14 protein-coding genes are annotated in these 16,729 nt (G+C 39.4%); 1 reads left to right on the plus strand and 13 read right to left on the minus strand.

What is annotated here, in order from left to right:
* Positions 1 to 6: 6 nt before the first annotated feature.
* Positions 7 to 459 (minus strand): MarR family winged helix-turn-helix transcriptional regulator, encoded by a 453-nt coding sequence (locus tag J3U54_RS01645; RefSeq protein ID WP_103752972.1) that lies wholly within the window; start codon positions 457 to 459, stop codon positions 7 to 9.
* Positions 460 to 632: 173 nt separating this feature from the next.
* Between J3U54_RS01645 and J3U54_RS01650 the strand changes: the two genes are divergently transcribed.
* Positions 633 to 1,979 (plus strand): threonine/serine ThrE exporter family protein, encoded by a 1,347-nt coding sequence (locus tag J3U54_RS01650; protein WP_103752973.1) that lies wholly within the window; start codon positions 633 to 635, stop codon positions 1,977 to 1,979.
* Positions 1,980 to 2,288: 309 nt separating this feature from the next.
* Here the strand turns inward: J3U54_RS01650 and J3U54_RS01655 are convergent, their stop codons facing one another.
* The 12 genes from J3U54_RS01655 to J3U54_RS01710 all read right to left on the minus strand — a co-directional run bounded on the left by J3U54_RS01655 (position 2,289) and on the right by J3U54_RS01710 (position 16,561).
* Positions 2,289 to 2,567 (minus strand): helix-turn-helix domain-containing protein, encoded by a 279-nt coding sequence (locus tag J3U54_RS01655; protein ID WP_164715410.1) that lies wholly within the window; start codon positions 2,565 to 2,567, stop codon positions 2,289 to 2,291.
* Positions 2,557 to 2,700: a type II toxin-antitoxin system RelE/ParE family toxin gene (locus J3U54_RS09125; protein WP_267384751.1), complete on the minus strand. Its 144-nt coding sequence runs from the start codon at positions 2,698 to 2,700 to the stop codon at positions 2,557 to 2,559. The genes J3U54_RS01655 and J3U54_RS09125 overlap by 11 nt, the downstream gene beginning before the upstream one ends.
* Positions 2,701 to 3,154: 454 nt before the next feature.
* Positions 3,155 to 4,600 carry an FAD-dependent oxidoreductase gene (locus J3U54_RS01665; protein WP_267384753.1) on the minus strand — a complete coding sequence of 482 codons (1,446 nt, stop codon included), beginning with the start codon at positions 4,598 to 4,600 and terminating at the stop codon, positions 3,155 to 3,157.
* A 67-nt stretch (positions 4,601 to 4,667) separates the two neighbouring features.
* Positions 4,668 to 6,533 carry an FAD-dependent oxidoreductase gene (locus tag J3U54_RS01670; protein WP_267384755.1) on the minus strand — a complete coding sequence of 622 codons (1,866 nt, stop codon included), beginning with the start codon at positions 6,531 to 6,533 and terminating at the stop codon, positions 4,668 to 4,670.
* A gap of 30 nt (positions 6,534 to 6,563) precedes the next feature.
* A complete protein-coding gene (locus J3U54_RS01675) occupies positions 6,564 to 7,790 on the minus strand; it encodes an MFS transporter (RefSeq protein ID WP_220232356.1) in 1,227 nt (408 codons plus the stop codon).
* A gap of 30 nt (positions 7,791 to 7,820) precedes the next feature.
* Positions 7,821 to 9,305: an FAD-dependent oxidoreductase gene (locus J3U54_RS01680; RefSeq protein ID WP_103752978.1), complete on the minus strand. Its 1,485-nt coding sequence runs from the start codon at positions 9,303 to 9,305 to the stop codon at positions 7,821 to 7,823.
* A 207-nt stretch (positions 9,306 to 9,512) separates the two neighbouring features.
* Positions 9,513 to 10,421, minus strand: coding sequence for a LysR family transcriptional regulator (locus tag J3U54_RS01685; protein WP_103752979.1), 909 nt, complete (start codon positions 10,419 to 10,421; stop codon positions 9,513 to 9,515).
* 144 nt (positions 10,422 to 10,565) lie between these two features.
* Positions 10,566 to 12,371: an FAD-binding protein gene (locus J3U54_RS01690; protein ID WP_267384761.1), complete on the minus strand. Its 1,806-nt coding sequence runs from the start codon at positions 12,369 to 12,371 to the stop codon at positions 10,566 to 10,568.
* A gap of 158 nt (positions 12,372 to 12,529) precedes the next feature.
* Positions 12,530 to 15,163 carry a MucBP domain-containing protein gene (locus J3U54_RS01695; RefSeq protein ID WP_267384763.1) on the minus strand — a complete coding sequence of 878 codons (2,634 nt, stop codon included), beginning with the start codon at positions 15,161 to 15,163 and terminating at the stop codon, positions 12,530 to 12,532.
* Between the two features lie 233 nt (positions 15,164 to 15,396).
* Complete coding sequence (locus J3U54_RS01700) at positions 15,397 to 15,714, minus strand: carboxymuconolactone decarboxylase family protein (RefSeq protein ID WP_267384765.1); 318 nt, start codon at positions 15,712 to 15,714, stop codon at positions 15,397 to 15,399.
* Positions 15,715 to 15,717: 3 nt separating this feature from the next.
* Positions 15,718 to 16,131 (minus strand): cupin domain-containing protein, encoded by a 414-nt coding sequence (locus J3U54_RS01705; protein WP_267384767.1) that lies wholly within the window; start codon positions 16,129 to 16,131, stop codon positions 15,718 to 15,720.
* On the minus strand, positions 16,124 to 16,561 hold the full coding sequence (locus tag J3U54_RS01710) for a MerR family transcriptional regulator (RefSeq protein ID WP_258567343.1): 438 nt from the start codon (positions 16,559 to 16,561) through the stop codon (positions 16,124 to 16,126). Before J3U54_RS01710 ends, J3U54_RS01705 begins: the two co-directional genes overlap by 8 nt.
* Between the last annotated feature and the right edge of the window lie 168 nt (positions 16,562 to 16,729).

The raw sequence follows: 16,729 nt of genomic DNA on the forward strand, positions 1-16,729 counted from the left end.
TAACAATTAAAAATTACCAATAATTACATTTAAAATATGTTCCAATTGCTTAACGTCTGCATCAGATAAACCAGCAACAATCCGCTTATTGACCTTATCCATAATTTCATGAATTGCAGTAATGTTGTCATCAAGTAAAGCAAAACCTTTAGCACTTAATGTCAAAACAATTTGCCGTTGATCATTTTTTAAGTGGGAAGTAGCAATCAAATTATTGTCTTCAAGACGCTTAACGATTCCACGAATCGTTGGGTGGCTTAAGACAAAAGTATCCGCTATTTCTTTTTGGGTAATCGTCCTACCCTTTGAATCATATAAAAATACCAATAATGAGATTTGCGCACCAGTTAAAGAATATTTTTTAAACATTTCTGCAAACCGATTGTTCAATTCTTTTTCAATTACGGTATTGGCTATTTTAATTTTGGGACCTAGCTGGTTTAAAAAGTGATCAGACATTGTGCCTTTCCTTTCTTAGTTGTTAATTATGTAGTATACTACATAATTTTATAAATAGTAACTTTTTCTTCGATTCTTAGCTCTAAAGACGAATAAAACACGACCCCTTTTTCAAGTATGGTAAAATAGAAACACTGTGTTTTAGATTTCAAAGAGAGGCAATATCACAAATAATGGACGAAAACGAACCACAACATCATATCTCGTCTCATCATCATATGAAAATTCACTGGAAAGAATTTTTCAAGAGTCCAGACGATACCCTAATTGGGGATACTACGCTAGTAGAAAAAGGGTCACTTGTTGGCAGAGTAGGAATAATGCTTTTAGAATGCGGAACTGGGGCCTGGCGCGTACGTGATTCAATGAATACCATAGCGCGGGCGTTAGACATTACTTGTTCTACTGATATTGGTTTATTAACTATCAGTTATACTTGCTTCGATGTCGATAATAAATCTTATTCACAAACTTTATCGCTACCAACTACCGGCGTTAACATGAATAAGTTAAATAAAATGGAAGATTTTGTCCGTCGCTTTGAAACAGAAAATGAATACTGGACAATTGGTGCGGTTCATCAGGAACTTAATCAAATTGAAAAACATACCAAAAGCTACTCGTTAACAATTGGTGCTCTGAGCGCGGGACTCGCCTGTGCCAGCTTTATTTTCTTATTAGGCGGCGGTTTACCAGAAATGATTTGTACCTTTTTTGGTGCTGCCGTCGGGAATTACTTCCGCGGCGTAATGGGCAAGCACAAGATTACTTTGGTAGCCAAAATTGCTGTTGGTGTAGCTATTTCTTGTGCTATTTACTTCTTTTGTTTCCGACTAGGAGAAAAGTTCTTAGGCTGGAATTATCATCATGCATACGGCTATATCGGGTCAATGCTTTACGTTATTCCTGGTTTTCCATTTATTACCTCTGGGCTCGACATGTCAAAATTGGATATGCGGTCAGGACTTGAACGTCTTTCTTATGCGGTTTTAACCATTATGATTGCAACAATGGTTGGTTGGGGCGTGGCAACTACACTAAACTTAAAGCCCGGCTCAATTCCTGAACTCACACTAAATCCAGTAATATTAACAGTCTTACGGTTAATTGCTAGCTTTTGCGGTGTTTATGGCTTTTCAATCATGTTTAATGCCAAGCCATCAATGGCAACAGTAGCAGCACTTATCGGAGCTTTTGCCAATACATTACGATTGAGCTTAGCCGAATTTAACCATGTTCCTGCCCCTCTTGCAGCTTTTATTGGCTCACTGCTAGCTGGCTTAGTTGCCAGCTTTGTTCGTGATAAAGTCGGCTTTCCGCGAATTGCAATCACGGTGCCGGCAATCGTCATTATGGTGCCGGGACTTTACATGTACCGCGCTGTTTTCAATTTCGGTGTAACCAACATTAACATTGGTGCTTACTGGATAATGAACGCGTTGATGATTATTACTGCTTTGCCAATTGGACTTCTAACTGCTCGAATTTTAACTGATCCAAAATGGCGTCATGCAGATTAAACACTACCAAGCGGTACTTATTGCTAGGCAAATTAGTAGAGACTAAATTAAGTACTAAAGCAGTCTGGCATATAGAATGACTTTGTACATTGTGTTTGGTCTCTCGCTATATTTGAAGATTAGTAATTAAATACTAGCAAGACCAAAAGATAATATATACAAAAAACGTTGAACCAGTATGTTCAACGCTTTTTTAATAGTCTAGGAGAAGATGATTTTTCCCAGACTCTTTTGGTAAATTTAATGAAAGTGGTTTTTAGTTTAAACTCTAATTATAGTTTACAAACAAAATTAAAACCTATATCTGTATTAGTCATAAGAAATAGAAAGGTGTTTACCTACAGCTGCGCCCAGCTTGTCCAATGTCTTAAGTGAAGGATTCATATTACCTTTTTCAATTCGCGTGATAGTTGATTTGCTTACACCAGCTTTTTCTGCTAAATCGCGTTGACTAATTCTTGCATTTTTACGCAATTCAGTAACCGCCACAGCAGCTTCTAGCTGGCGACCATACTGATCAGCGTATTCTTTTAATTGAGAATTATTTTTAGTTAATTCTTCAAGCATTTTTTCAGTTTCATTTTTCATTACTATCATCCTTTAAAAATTTAGTTCTAATTGCTTTAGCATGAGTTATTTCTCTCATCGGAGTCTTGTTGCTCTTTTTCTTAAAACCATGAGTAATAATATAATGAATTTCCGTAATGTGAGCGAATTTCAAACAAGTTTGATTCCAGTTTTTTTAATCCACTGTTGTTCTTGTGCTATTAGCAAGCCAAACTTACTAATTTTTTCAATTGTAACCAATAATTTTACAGCTTCTTTATGGGGTAATTTACGCCAAAAGACACGAAACTCATCTTTGTCATAGTATTCAAAAACAACTTTTTTTCATGTACTCCTCCGTCAAGCATTACGGTAGCATATATGCTACCGCGTTACAACTATAATCGCTGCTGCAAAAACACTAATCGTTGAATAGAGTAAGATCTGCCACAATAATGCCTTGAAATTATTCTTATAGTACATATTGACTTTCCATTTACTTATAACTTAGGAATCAAATATGACTAAGACCTAAAGAAAAAGCATTGAATGTATGCATTCAATGCTTTGCTAAATTTAGTAAAAATGGTTTTCTAATTTTTATATAATCAATCAAACTGCTATGCTTTTTACTGCTTATTGGCAATTGCTTTAATCGCATTGCGGCCCGAAAAGATACAGTAACCTGCATGAGTACCAGGGACATTAACGCCGTAGGTATCACCGTACAAAACGGTTGATCCGTCACTACCAATTGCGTAAAGGCCACTAATTGGTCTTCCCTTAGTATCCAAAACTTCATTATTGGTATTTACACGTAAGCCGTCACCAGTTGTATAGGCACCAACGCCTAGTTCAATGGCATAAAATGGGCCATCCCCATCAACTGGAAGCATGTATTTGGCTGGCTTATGAAAATCGGTATCCTCGCCATTAGCGGCCATTTCATTATAGTGCTTCACATAAGCTGGTAAGTTAGGGGTATCAATCTCTTTAGCTAATTCTTCAATTGTTGCAGCTTTATGCAAGTACTTGCGACCATCTTTTTCGGCTTGTTCAATGTCTTCTCGCAGACTTGGGTAACGGTCTTCAGGTACAAATGGTTTCATTGATCTTGGATATGACTTATCGGTGAAGTCATCTAAGATTTTCTGACTGAAAATACAAAAGACACGCTCTTGGCGATTCATCGAATTGCCTTCATTAGCCCAGTTGACGACTGCTGCACTTTCATCAACAAAACGTTCACCGATTTCATTAACCCACATTTGTGGTTGATCACAGACAGAACTCCAAATGGCTGTACCCCATAGTTTAAATGAAGGAACCGAATCATCTTTTAATTGGCCACCAAACATCATTGACATTCCGGTAAAGAATTGTTTAGCGCCAAGATTCCAGGCAAGACATAAACCATCACCGGTACTTTTACCTGAGTTGACAGGAATTACATTATCCGGATTTTGATGAGGAGTGTGTTCCATCAATTCCAAGTTATTCAGATAGCCGCCACTTGCCAAAATGACGTTATTAGCAACTACAATCTCTTCAGTATCATCTTCAACGTTCGTCAAAGTTACGTTATAAGTTTGATCTTCATTTTGCTTAAGATCCGTTACACGCGTTAAAGTAATAATTTCAACGCCCTTAGACTTCGCATATGGCTCGAGACCTGAATGAATTGCATCGTGGCCCTTGCCCTTGAACAAATGCCAGGTTCTTGCCCCTGAACCTAGGCTAGCAACCATCGCAATTTCAGCGCCCCGTTTTTCAAGCCAAGAAACGTTTTTACCCGCATTGGCAATATATTTTTGCCACATTTTGCCATCTGCTTTGTAATGCGAATAAGTTAACTCTTCTTTTAGCAACTCTTCTTGATCAATTTCCGCATGGTCCTTTTTTTGTAATTCAGAATCTGCCGCAAAAACACCTTCAACATAGTTTCCTGTACCACCAGTGGTCTTACCTTTTTCGACAAGTAAGGTCTTTAAGTTATTATCGGCAGCTTCAGCGGCCGCAGCAAAACCGGCAAGACCAGCACCAACAATTACAACATCATACTTCTTCTCAGCCATGATTTTTCTCCTTTGACCAAAAAGGCACATACAAATTTTCAGCAAATCTGTACATGCTTTTTTTAAACTATTTACCCTCTTTAGCAGTTTCAGCTGCATCGATTCCGGCTAGGCGTCCTGAAATGTAAGCAAAACCTAAAGTTCCACCTTCAAAATCAACGTACGCCTTACCATACATTCCGGAAGCATCAGCACCTGCTACATAAAGATTAGGAACAGGCTCGCCACTTGGTGCTAGAGCATGCATCTTTTCATCAATTGTAGCACCACCGAGAGTTCCAAGGTTACGTGCAATATACTTAACTGCGTAAAATGGGCCATTTTCAACAGGAATCATTCGCTTGGTATCGGAGAAGAATAATTCATCTTCACCCTTTTTCTTCGCAGCATTATATTGATCAACGGACTTTTGCAAATTCTCCGGATTGACGCCCATTTTTTCTGCAAGTTCCGCAATTGTGTCACCAATAAAGACAACATCAGTTGAACTTAGCTTGTTTAATAATGAGGTAAAGTCCGTCTTTTCATGTTCGTGCTTGATACTTTCCTCAGTGTCAGTTGGGAAATTGAATTCCATATAGAACTGGCGCTTATTCTTCCACTTGCCATAATGGTCTTCAATTGCAACCATGCCGCCCTCTTTAATCTTATCAAGCATGGCCTGATCAAAGATGACATATTCAGTCTGCTTAGGCTGCTCGGACAGCTCAGCTCCATGAACCGCAAAGTCCAAAGCGTGAGTTTCACTGGCATAACGTTGGCCACGGTTATTGACCCGGAGGTTTGGAAAATCGGCCAAAGCGTTAACTGGCATCCAGTTAGGACCAACTAATTTTGCCATTGCACCAATGTCTTCATTACTGAAAGTTTGCCAGAAATAATGCGTTGAACCATTAATATGGTGCGCAGTACCAGCATCCCAGGCCATGTTTAGACCATCACCGGTGTTTTGTAAAACTTGTCCTTGGGTGCTAACATCACCCAAGTATTCTTTACGCATTTGCGGATTACCGCCGAAACCGCCTGTAGCGATAATCACTTTTTTAGCATTGACATGAAGCTCTTTATCATCACCCTGTGCAATTAAACCGATGACTTTACCATCAGCATCCTGCAAGAGCTTTTGCCCAGCAAAACCAAAATACATTTGCCCGCCAATTGACTTAAACTTCTCAATCAACTTGGTAACAGCCTTAGTTCCGCCTTCTTGATAGCCGTGAAGAGTAGCTGGCATACCAATGTGGTCAAAACTACCACCGGTTCCGGCATCAACCAATTTCATGATTGCGCCGTTTTCATTCAGCCAGTCGACAGTTTTGCCTGATTCATCAATGATGCGACGAACAAGAATTGAATTCATATAGCCTTGTGAAGCGTCCATATATTCATCATAGAGCCACTTCTTTGATACAACTGCATTTTGCTCTTTTTGTTGTTGGCTATCGCCAGCAAACATCCCACCAGCAAAAGTACTGGCACCAAGTGGCGAGATTGTTTTTTCAATTAAAGCAACACGAGCGCCGTGCTGGCGTGCTGCTAAAGCGGCAGCAGCGCCTGCTCCACCAGCACCAACAACTGCAACATCAACGTCAATTACTTCTTGTGTTTCCGTTTGACTTTGCGCACTATTTTCTTTTAAAGCAGCCAAGTCAACTGCTGCCTTATTCAAGGCCTCTTTAACGCCTTCAATAATGCCACGTGAAGTTTCCGAAGCACCGGAAACGACGTCAACGTCGGCTGATTGATGATCAACAATCTTTTGAGCCATCTTGTGAAAAGCATTGTCGGCAAGGCTATCAGGAGCATATTGATCTAATGGCTTAACGCTAACAATCTTGTCCTCATCAACTTCTACTTCAAGGTTGATTTGACTCTCCTTACCCTGACCAGAACCGGTGTATTTCCCCGGCTTATCAGTAATCTTTTTTGCCATGATAAAATTCCTTTCTAATTATCAAGCTAGTTATCTTTGATTATTGCGTTTACGTGCAATATTAGGGTCTGGCAAAATTGCCAAAACAATGACTTGAACCACGAAGACGATTCCTTGAATGATGAAGGTTAAGGCATAGTTTCTACCAGCAATAGCAGAAATAATAAATGGAATAAAGAATGACAAGAGTAGTGAAACTGTTCCAACAAGTCCACCTGCACTACCAGCATTCTTTGGGCCGATTTCAGGGAAAGTAATTGGCATCGCCTGCATAATCGGGCCAGTCATAGCACCGAAGACACCACCGAGAATCAAGGCAATTGTTAATGGCATTCCAAGTGGAATATACCAAGTAACTGCCATCAATAAGCCACCAAGAATCGTAATTAAAATCATTACTGGCTTACCTTTTTTAGCTTTATTGATAATAGATGGACCAAATAGTGAACCGCATAAACTACCAATTGTGGCAACGGCGGCAACCGCACCGGCTTGTGCTGGTGTCATACCTCTTGCGGCAAATGCTTGTGGCAAAATACCGGAGAAGGCTTCACTGGCACCCATTCCAAAACCGACAGCTAAAGCAACATACCAAGTTTTCTTACTTTTTGCTGCAGCTTCAAAGAACTTTAATGACGACTCAGATTTACCTTGCTCAACTTGTGGTTGTGGTATTTCTTCACCTTGAGGGGTGTCTTTAACAAAAATCATCCAGCAAACAGCTAAAATCAAAAGCACTGTTGATGAAAAGATATATGCCTGTTTAACAGATGGAAACAGCGAACTAGTAGCTTGAGAGAGCATAATACCGACGCTAGCTGAGGCAAAGAAAACACCCATCGCCATATTAGTATCTTGCTTAAACCAAGTACCAAAGATTTTCAGCGTATTAGCATTTAGGAGTGCCATATAAACACCGAAAAGCAACAAAGTTATAAACATTGTGAAAAAGTTATTGGCAATTAAGCGGCCGTAAGCACCAATTACAGAAATAACTAATCCAATGGAAACGATTTTCTTAGCACCAAACTTATCTGCAAGTGAACCTGCAGGAATACTCAAGAAAACTGCAATTAGCATTGGTGCCATCAGCAAAATTTGAAACTGAGCTGGCGCAATATGCAAAGCTGGCATAATTTGCACAGCCAAAGCAGAAATCTGAAATTGAATATAACTACTAATGGCATCAAGCAAAGCGGCTATTGCCAGAATTACCCACCGGTAGCTAGAAAGCTTAGGTAATTGTTTTTCTTCCATGATTCTTAATCTCCTTTTATTAAATAAAAACTAATTTTCCGCAGCGTATTGACCTGCTAAACGACCGAAGGTCTGAGCGTGACTGCAAGTTAAACCTGGAACTCTGTCTGGATAGCTGCCCCAGAAGAATCCACCACTTGCATTACCAGCAGCATAAAGATGTGGAATCGGATCACCATTTTTATCAATAACTTCCATTTTGGTATTGATCCGCAGACCATCAAGTGTTGCAAGAAGACGTCCACCCATAATGACACCGTAGTAAGGTGCTTTATCAACTGGGAATAGTCTGAATTTTTCTTTACCAAAGTCGGTATCAACACCGTTTGCACACATTTCGTTATAGCGTTTAACCGTGCTGACCAACTTGTCTGCTGGTAATTGTAATTTTTCAGCCAATTCTTCAAGCGTGTCGGCTTTTTGCACCATACCGTCATCAATTCGACGTTGAATCTCAGCCTTATTTTCTTCAGTATTGTAAATACCTGGCCAATTGAGCCGTGAACAACCTTGAGTTCTAAATTGGTCCAAGTGATCCATTGTGTCTTCTGACCAAATTTGTGCTTCTAAGTAACCTGGTTGTTTAGCCATTGCGTTGATATCAAATTGGTAAGGAACACTTTCATTGCCAAAGCGCTCACCCTTCAGGTTGACTTTAAGCAATGGATAAGCACCCATCCAGAAATAGCCAGGACCCTTAAAGTCAATCTCATAATGATCTTCAGCCTTCGTTCCAACGGGAACGGCACCACGATCAAAAATGATTTCTGCTGGTTCTTCATCCCTTGCTGCCCCAACTTTTAGACCAGCTAGAATACCTGAACCATCATCCCGAGGGCCATCTGAATAAACATTCTTCTTATAACCAAGTGGATCCCACTTCTTCATCAATTCGACGTTAGCACCATAACCACCGGTACAAATGATGACACCTTTATTTGCATGATATTCAGTCTTTGCGCCTGAATCACGGTCACTAGTAATGACACCAGTTACAGCACCACTATCATCGGTAATTAATTCTTCTAGCTTGGTATTATATTTAAGTGTTACGCCAAGTTCCTTAACCTTATCGATCATCCAATCACCATAATGAGCCCAGCCGTTTTCCGGGGTGGCAATTGCTAGTTCAGTATTAAAGGCAGTGTTAACAATTGATTCATAGTAAGCATCTTTTTGTGGTCTTAAAACTCCACCATTTGGCTTTAAGATATTGTCTTCAAGCCAATTAGCTGTTTCATCAGCGTGGTTAGCCCAAGTCCATAAAAGTCGTTCATCAACATTGTCTTGGAAGAATAAAGTTAAGAAGTTCATCAACTTAGCTTTGTCTACTTTGATTCCGGCTCTTCTTTGAGCATTACTATCAAGTGCTGCAAAGAAAGAACGGTAAAGAAACTGTGAGCTTCCTTGCTTATCAATCAAGAGAACTTTAGCTCCTTTTTCAGCAGCTGCACAAGCTGCCATACCACCAGCATTACTTGCGCCAGCGATAATAACATCATAAGTATTTTCCATTTTTTATCCCTCACTTCTTAATGCAAATCCTTTAATCGCTTTCATAATACTATTTATCTAGTGAATTTCTGCACCAATATTAGAATTCAAGATTACTAAATGGAATAGAGAACATTCTTGTTATGCTTTAATAATCAAAAAAATGCTTGTGCAATAAGCGCTTAGGCTTACTATACAAGCATTTTTAAATAACTATCTATATGTGTATTATTTATTATTTTTTTGGGTGTATTCCTTTACGGACTTCTTGAGCGTGTCTAATACTTCATCAAGAACTGACTTATTGGAAAAAGATTCCATGTAGGCAATACCATAAGGCGAAATATCATGATAATCAATTGGCACATAAGTAATGCCAGCAGATTGCGAGTCAGCGATAAAGTTGGGTAAAATGCCGTAGCCCCAGCCACCACGAACATAAATATCCATTGCCAAAAAGTCTTGGACAAACTTGATATGTTCCATACCCAAATTGTTAATTAGCGCCGTCTGAAAATTTAGTTGAACATTCAGGGAGCTATTGGGATCTAGCAAAAAAATGTTTTGATTTCTTAAGTCGGCAACTGCTATCTTGTCTTTTTTAGCAAGCGGCGAATCATCAGGACAGGCGACCACGACTCTACCGGTAATTAGGGGCTCAAACCTGACATCATCAACAACATCAACGTCTTCACGCGCAATTGCACAAATATCTACGTGGTGATTCAATAATTCACCAATTGAGTTATTAAGTACAAAAACAAATTGCACGTTCAGGTTACTGCCTGACTTACGCAATTTGCGCAAGAAAATAGGTAAAATTTTTTGTTCTAAGGGCGTATCACAAACACCAATCCGCAAAAGCGTCTCGGGATTATTCTTTTGGCTTTGTAAATAAGCCACCGTATAGTCCATATCATCAACAACATTTCGGGCCACGCGGTAAAAATATTTACCGGCATTAGTCAATGAAATGCGGTGATGGGCCCGGTTAATCAGGGTAACACCGATTGTATTTTCTAAATCCTTAATGTTTTTAGAAACAGCCGATTGGGAAAAATTCAACCGCTCAGCGGCAATTGTAAAACTGGAGTTGTCAACTGCTTTAATGAAGCAACGTAATTGGGTAAAGTTCATTTTCTTATCCTATTCAATTATCCTCTGTTTTTTTAACTTATCTACCCAAATTATACTACTGATACATATATAAATAGTATTTTTTCCTAAAAACAATTAGACACAAAAAAAGGAACTAGTTTGCGCTAATCCCTTTTTTGTTATTTATTGATCAATCTTATCTAAGGCATCGTTAACCGCAGCTTTTAATCCGCGACAGGTGCTCGATGCGCCCGAGACGGCATCGACATCAACCTTGTTTTCCTTAACCATTTCGGCTGGCATGGTTTTGATTGCCTTTAGACCATAATCTTCTGATTCGGCCTGCTTGAGAACCTCAATGTTTTGTAAATTCTTTTGCTTATCGGCAGTGACCCGAACAACGATTTCGCCACCCATGCCGCCATTGGACCTACCAATGTATTGATCCTTGCCAGTTGGATAGTCTTCATGCTCAAGGTCTGAATTCAAGTGGACATCGTGTGCTGATGCACCACTAGCAGCATCAACCGTCACATCATCTTTAGCTTTGGCCGCATTTTCACCGGCAATTTTACCCCAAATCAAACATTCGGCTAAGTTGTTACCACCTTGATACTGGTTAGCACAAATACCGCCAAATTCACCGGCAGAATATAGGTGAGGAATGGCCTTGTCCTTAGTATCGAGAACTTCGGCTTCCTTATTTCTTCTCGCACCACCTTGCGTGTTTAGCATTGTCTGTTCCATGCGCACGGCATAAAGCGGACCTGCAGTAAATGCCCGCAAAGTCTTTGGGTCCCGGCGAAATTCAGGATCATTGCCTGCTTGACATGCCTGGTTAAAGCGAGTAAGTGTATCTTCCAAGGTGGCTTTTGCAACACCAATCTTTTCTGCTAGCTCGCCAATCGTTGCGGCCTCAATAACATTATCTGGATAAGGCTGATAGTTGCCAATAATTGGATCTTGGTCTAATTCAGCTTTTTTAGCTTTATCAAAAATCAAATAAGGGTGTTCTTGGTTGAGCGGCACTTTCCACTGACCATGGTTCTTAATGTGACCATGACGATTTTCTTCCGCTTCGTTAAAGTATCTGGTACCATCATCACCCACAACAAACGAACTGCCATGAGCTACTACTTCATTTTGCTTACCGAGCATTAGGCGGCCACGCTCACCTTTTGGTACGGCAAATGCCATCCCGTGCAGCAAACCTAAAGATTCATAGTTGTATAAATGCCAGAAATCAGCGCCAACTTGCCGAGCCATCTTGATGCCATCACCCTTATTGTACAAGGTGCCAAGAGGGGCTAGTTTTTTAGCGCCAATAAAATCTTCAATCATTGTTTGATTATTTTCAAAACCGCCGGTACACATTACCACACCGGTCTTGGCTTGCACTTTAAGCAGCTGATGCTTGCGCTCAATCAAGACACCTTCAATCTTGCGACTGACTGGGTCCTGAATTAATTCCTTAGCCGGGGTCTCATACATCACATCAATTTGATCTTGGCGCTTAACGACCTCTTCTTTTAAAATTTTCCAAAGTGCAGCGTCAAACCATGACTCGCGTACGGTAGTAAAATCATATGAAGTCGAACCTGGAAATTCTGGGAATTCCTCAAACGCATAGCGGGCTTCAGGGGCATAATTTTTAGCGCTGCAAGGTTTTACGCCTAAATATTTAGTAACATAATTAGGAATATCCACCATTCCTGCAACATAGGTATCGATCATCTCTTCATCAAGTGACATCGGTGCCGTCAAACTCTGATAATATTTTTTTAATTCATTAAAATCATTACCCGTACCAATTAACTGGGCCGAATAACGAGTATTGCCACCTTCATGACCTTCAGGTGCAACATCGACAAGCAGTACTTTTGCACCATTATCAGCGGCAAAGCGTGCAGCTGTTGCTCCAGCACCGCCAAAACCTAGTACAACAACATCATAATTGGCATCCCACTTGATGTCTTTTTGATAAATCATGATTGATTCCTTCTTTGCTATGTAATCACTTTCATTAAATTAATAAGTTAATTTTATCACAAATATCTTTTTAGCAACCTTACTATTTAAAAAATCGTCCGTTTTTTAAACGAACGATTTTACTCAGTTAAATATTAAAACTAGGAGATCATTACTTGTTAGAAGTTAGCCTTTTTAACAAGTCTATTTTTACCAATAAGATAGAATAATTTGCCATGTCTCTTAACAGCAGCTCCGTAAGTTCGACAAGCTTGGTGCCGCTTTAAGAGTTTAATTTTTTTACCAGCTTGATTAAATACGTAAGCATTATGACGTAATTTACGCACAACGCCATCAATATTAGTAGCCCTAACATATTCATTATTAGCCAGCACATAATACTTACGGTTATTAATAAGCTTCGTTCCATAGGTATTAATCACTGTACCTTGTCCCAGCCATCCAGCTATTCTTTCTTCTTTTTCATTATAAATATATGAATTATGCATAACCGCCTTGCTAACAGGAAGCTTGATTTTAGCATCATTTGAGTCACCGCTGTTGTCTTTGCCAGTGCTTGTGCTTGGAGCCGCAATGATCACTGTTCCGCCGCCTTGACCCCCAGCAGTGCTATTAGCACTGGCATCTTTGGCGTAAACATAAACTACGTCTTGCTTTTGTTTCGTAAAAGTACCTGAGGCATTAGCCGGTGTAGTCTTGAGCTGATAACCATTAATGACCAACGGATAACTCTGATACTGCGTTCCGATAATGCCGCCCAAAATGACATCTGTGGCAACTGGCTTGCCCTTCTCATCTTGATAGTGGACCGTTACGTTAGCAACTGACAGCGGGTTTCTAGTATAGACGTAAATAAGAGTTTGTTCTTTATTAGTAAATTGACCCGTGGGATTTTCTGGTGCAGTTTTTAAACTATAACCTTCAATTGGAATTGCGGTACTGCTATAGGAATCATTAATATAACCCGTTAAGATAATATCGGAGTGAATTGAGTGACCAGCTTCATCTTGATAGCGCACAATCACGTTGCCTGCTTTGACCGGATCTTTGGTATAAATATAAATCACTGTTTGCTCATGATCGGTAAATATCCCGGTAGCATTTTCTGGCGTTGTTTTAAGCGTATAACCATCAATTTTAACAGCTACACTAGTATATGTTGTGCCACCTTCACCTGTCAGGACTACGTCTTGGGCAATTTGTTTTCCTTGGACATCCTGATATTTAACGGTAACCGGTTTAGCGGTAGAGAGATAAATATAGTCAACATTGATATCATCGCCATTATAAGTTCCCTCACTATTGGCTGGTATATTTGTTTCATCTAATTGGTAATAAGGAATGTCTTTGGCCTTAGTGCTGTAATTTGTCCCTACACGACCGTATATTGTGTCTGCTGGTGAAATTTCTTTGCCTGCTTGGTTATGATAGGTAATTTTTAAAGTGGCAAAACGGACATAAGTATCTGCATCCTTAGTACCATCATAATTATTCTGTAAATCTTGCGATGACCAACTCTTATTTCCTTGTGGCAGATCTATCGTCCCATTTTCGCCGACATTGCGCCAAGTACCTGGCAATTCAATATTCGCAGTTACAAGATAATTTTTGGGACCTAGCTTTAGCGTAACTAAGTTGCTTAAGCCAGCTAGCATATTTGCCCGATATCTGCCTTGAGCGTTCATAACCTTACTCATATCAAAATTGCTGATGTCCAAATCTGTTAAACTATAGCAGCTAACAAATACCCCAGAAAAGTCTTGAACGTTTGAAGTATTAAAATTATTCACATTAATTGTTTTCAATTTTTGACAATAACCAAACATATTAGCCATTGTCGTTACCTGGGCAGTATTAAAATGGCTTACGTCAAGTTTGGTTAAACTGTTATCTTGTGAAAACATCATCGACATATCCCTAACTTGGGCGGTATCAAAATGGCTTACGTCAAGTTGGGTTAAACTGTAATCTTGTGAAAACATCATCGACATATTCCTAACTTGGGTGGTATCAAAATGACTCAAATCTAAACTGGTTAAAGATGAACAGGAATCAAACATTGAAGACATCGTGGTTACTTGAGCAGTATTAAAATGACTTAAGTCTAAACTAGTTAAAGCTCGACAATTTTTAAACATTGAAGACATATCACTTACATTAGAAGTATCTATATTGCCAAAAGTAATATTAGTTAGCGACTTACAATTTTCAAACAGCGAAGCCATTGATTTCAGCTGAGAAGTATCTAAATTGCTTAAATCGATACTAGTTGCATTAGTAAAGAAGTTAAATAGGTTCGTAGTATCACCGCTTACCTTCAAGGGAGCGGCTATTTTAATTGTTTTAGTGTTGCTAGAAACAAGGCTAGAAAGATATTCATTTGGATCATAAACAAGTTTGGCTTCTCCACCAAGAATGGTGGCCGTTTTACTATTGTCATCATATTGCCAGGAAAGACCATGCCATTTAAAACTAGTAGCAAATGGTTGCGCACTATCTTGCGGCTTAATCTCGCTATCGTCAGTACTTAAAGGCTGTTTAGCTTCATTAGCGGTAGTACTTTTGTCCTTTACGGCAGTATTTTCGGCCGCAGTCACCGGGACCAGCTTAGCTTTTTTCTGTTTTTTCACTTTATCTTTAGACTGTTTTTGCACTATTACTTTAGGTGAATTTACAGCAGCGTCTACTTTTTCCGGAATAGCAGCAAATAAGCAGAACAAAGCTAGACTTAATAAAATTATTCCTAAGGATGGCGCCTTTTTCCAATCTACAACTTTATCTTTATTATTCATTTTCGGGCTTCCTATATACACGAATAGCATTTTATAAATAGTAATATATTAACTACAATTTCATTTTAGCATGTGCGAAATTTATTTGATTAAATATGCACTAATCATCTTGGTTATCAACTATTTTTACTGTAATCAATTGATTTTATCCATAAAAAATGCACTGCTTGAATCAATAAAGCCAAGCAATGCATTAAAAAGTAGCTATTCTAGTTATGAATAATCGTGTTTTTTTATTCGCCGTAAACGTCTTTAGCCAAATCAAAAGCTGACCAGGCCTTGGGCCAACCACAATAAAAGGCCAAGTGGGTAATTAATTCAACCATTTCTTCTTTGGTTACCCCATTAGTTTTTGCTATTGACATATGTGCCTTTAACTGGGGATACAAACCCTGAGCCATTAAGGCAGCACACGTAATCAAACTCCGGTCACGGGCCGACATTTGCTCCTCGCGTGACCAAACTTCGCCAAATAATACGTCATCATTTAATTCCGCAAATTTAGGAGCAAATTTACCTAAATTGTCACGGCCTGCTGTTTGTTTTTTCATTTTTTAATCCTCCAATTGTTCATAATCTTCATCTGTCACTGGTTCAAGCCATTCTGGTGTTCCCGCAGTTATTGCCAAGTGTGCAAACCAACTATTCTTGGTTGCACCATGCCAATGCTTAACACCATCATGAACAACCACAACATCTCCTGGATGCAATTTGCGGGCCGGCTGGCCTTCTTCTTGATACCAGCCTTCACCAGCCGTAGCTAACAAAATTTGAAAACCGTTATTGTGCTTGTGCCAGTTATTGCGACACCCTGGTTCAAAGCTGACATTAGCTACACCAACATTAAGGTCTGAATCATTCACCAAATTTTGCAAATAGCTTTGACCAATGAAGTATTTTTGAAAGGCTTCATTTTTGTCGCCCAGTGCAAAAAGACCATTTTTAACTTCTTGCTCATGATTATCCATTTTGATTCTTCTCCTTTATTTTTGCTAAATATGCCGCAAAGGTTTCACTTGCGGCAATCTGATGACTTTGCTTGCCCTCGTACCAAGCAATTTTATGCTTTAATACCTTTAAATTATTTTGTAGTTCATTAACCTGCTGTTCGGCATTCTGCTGGACTCTTTTTAATAGAGCTAAACGTTCCGGAATTGTTTGATCTCCCTGAGCGCGCAGCGCAATGTATTTTTTTAATTCGCTAATTGTCATGCCCGTACCTTTGAGGTGCAACAAAAAGAGCAGCCAATCCCGATCAGCCTCGGTATAAAAGCGTTGCCCCTGGCGGTCACGTTGCGGTACCAGCAGGCCCTCACTTTCATAATACCGAAGGGTGGCGGAAGAAAGACCCACCATTTTACTAAATTCACCGATGTGGTACTTTTTTTCATTAGTCATTAATTCATCCATCTTTGGTTAACCATTTGTTAATTACTTCAATACTAAATTTATTTAGGTCGAAGACATTTACATAGAAAATACTAACGCCAAGCAGATATTGCTGTTTGCCAGCTACACTGAAATAGCGACCTTTCTCATAACTGCTATTGGCAGTGCACGCAGTTA

The sequence above is a fragment of the Lactobacillus sp. B4007 genome (assembly GCF_026535895.1).
GTDB classification, from domain to species: Bacteria; Bacillota; Bacilli; order Lactobacillales; family Lactobacillaceae; genus Lactobacillus; species Lactobacillus panisapium.

Bases quoted from the DNA above. Each gene is read 5' to 3' on its own strand.
- J3U54_RS01680 (WP_103752978.1), bottom strand. From the start codon at position 9,305: ATGGAAAATACTTATGATGTTATTATCGCTGGCGCAAGTAATGCTGGT.
- J3U54_RS01670 (WP_267384755.1), bottom strand. From the start codon at position 6,533: ATGGCAAAAAAGATTACTGATAAGCCGGGGAAATACACCGGTTCTGGT.
- J3U54_RS01675 (WP_220232356.1), bottom strand. From the start codon at position 7,790: ATGGAAGAAAAACAATTACCTAAGCTTTCTAGCTACCGGTGGGTAATT.
- J3U54_RS01655 (WP_164715410.1), bottom strand. From the start codon at position 2,567: ATGAAAAATGAAACTGAAAAAATGCTTGAAGAATTAACTAAAAATAAT.
- J3U54_RS01700 (WP_267384765.1), bottom strand. From the start codon at position 15,714: ATGAAAAAACAAACAGCAGGCCGTGACAATTTAGGTAAATTTGCTCCT.
- J3U54_RS01685 (WP_103752979.1), bottom strand. From the start codon at position 10,421: ATGAACTTTACCCAATTACGTTGCTTCATTAAAGCAGTTGACAACTCC.
- J3U54_RS01705 (WP_267384767.1), bottom strand. From the start codon at position 16,131: ATGGATAATCATGAGCAAGAAGTTAAAAATGGTCTTTTTGCACTGGGC.
- J3U54_RS01665 (WP_267384753.1), bottom strand. From the start codon at position 4,600: ATGGCTGAGAAGAAGTATGATGTTGTAATTGTTGGTGCTGGTCTTGCC.
- J3U54_RS01650 (WP_103752973.1), top strand. From the start codon at position 633: ATGGACGAAAACGAACCACAACATCATATCTCGTCTCATCATCATATG.
- J3U54_RS01645 (WP_103752972.1), bottom strand. From the start codon at position 459: ATGTCTGATCACTTTTTAAACCAGCTAGGTCCCAAAATTAAAATAGCC.
- J3U54_RS01710 (WP_258567343.1), bottom strand. From the start codon at position 16,561: ATGACTAATGAAAAAAAGTACCACATCGGTGAATTTAGTAAAATGGTG.
- J3U54_RS01695 (WP_267384763.1), bottom strand. From the start codon at position 15,163: ATGAATAATAAAGATAAAGTTGTAGATTGGAAAAAGGCGCCATCCTTA.
- J3U54_RS01690 (WP_267384761.1), bottom strand. From the start codon at position 12,371: ATGATTTATCAAAAAGACATCAAGTGGGATGCCAATTATGATGTTGTT.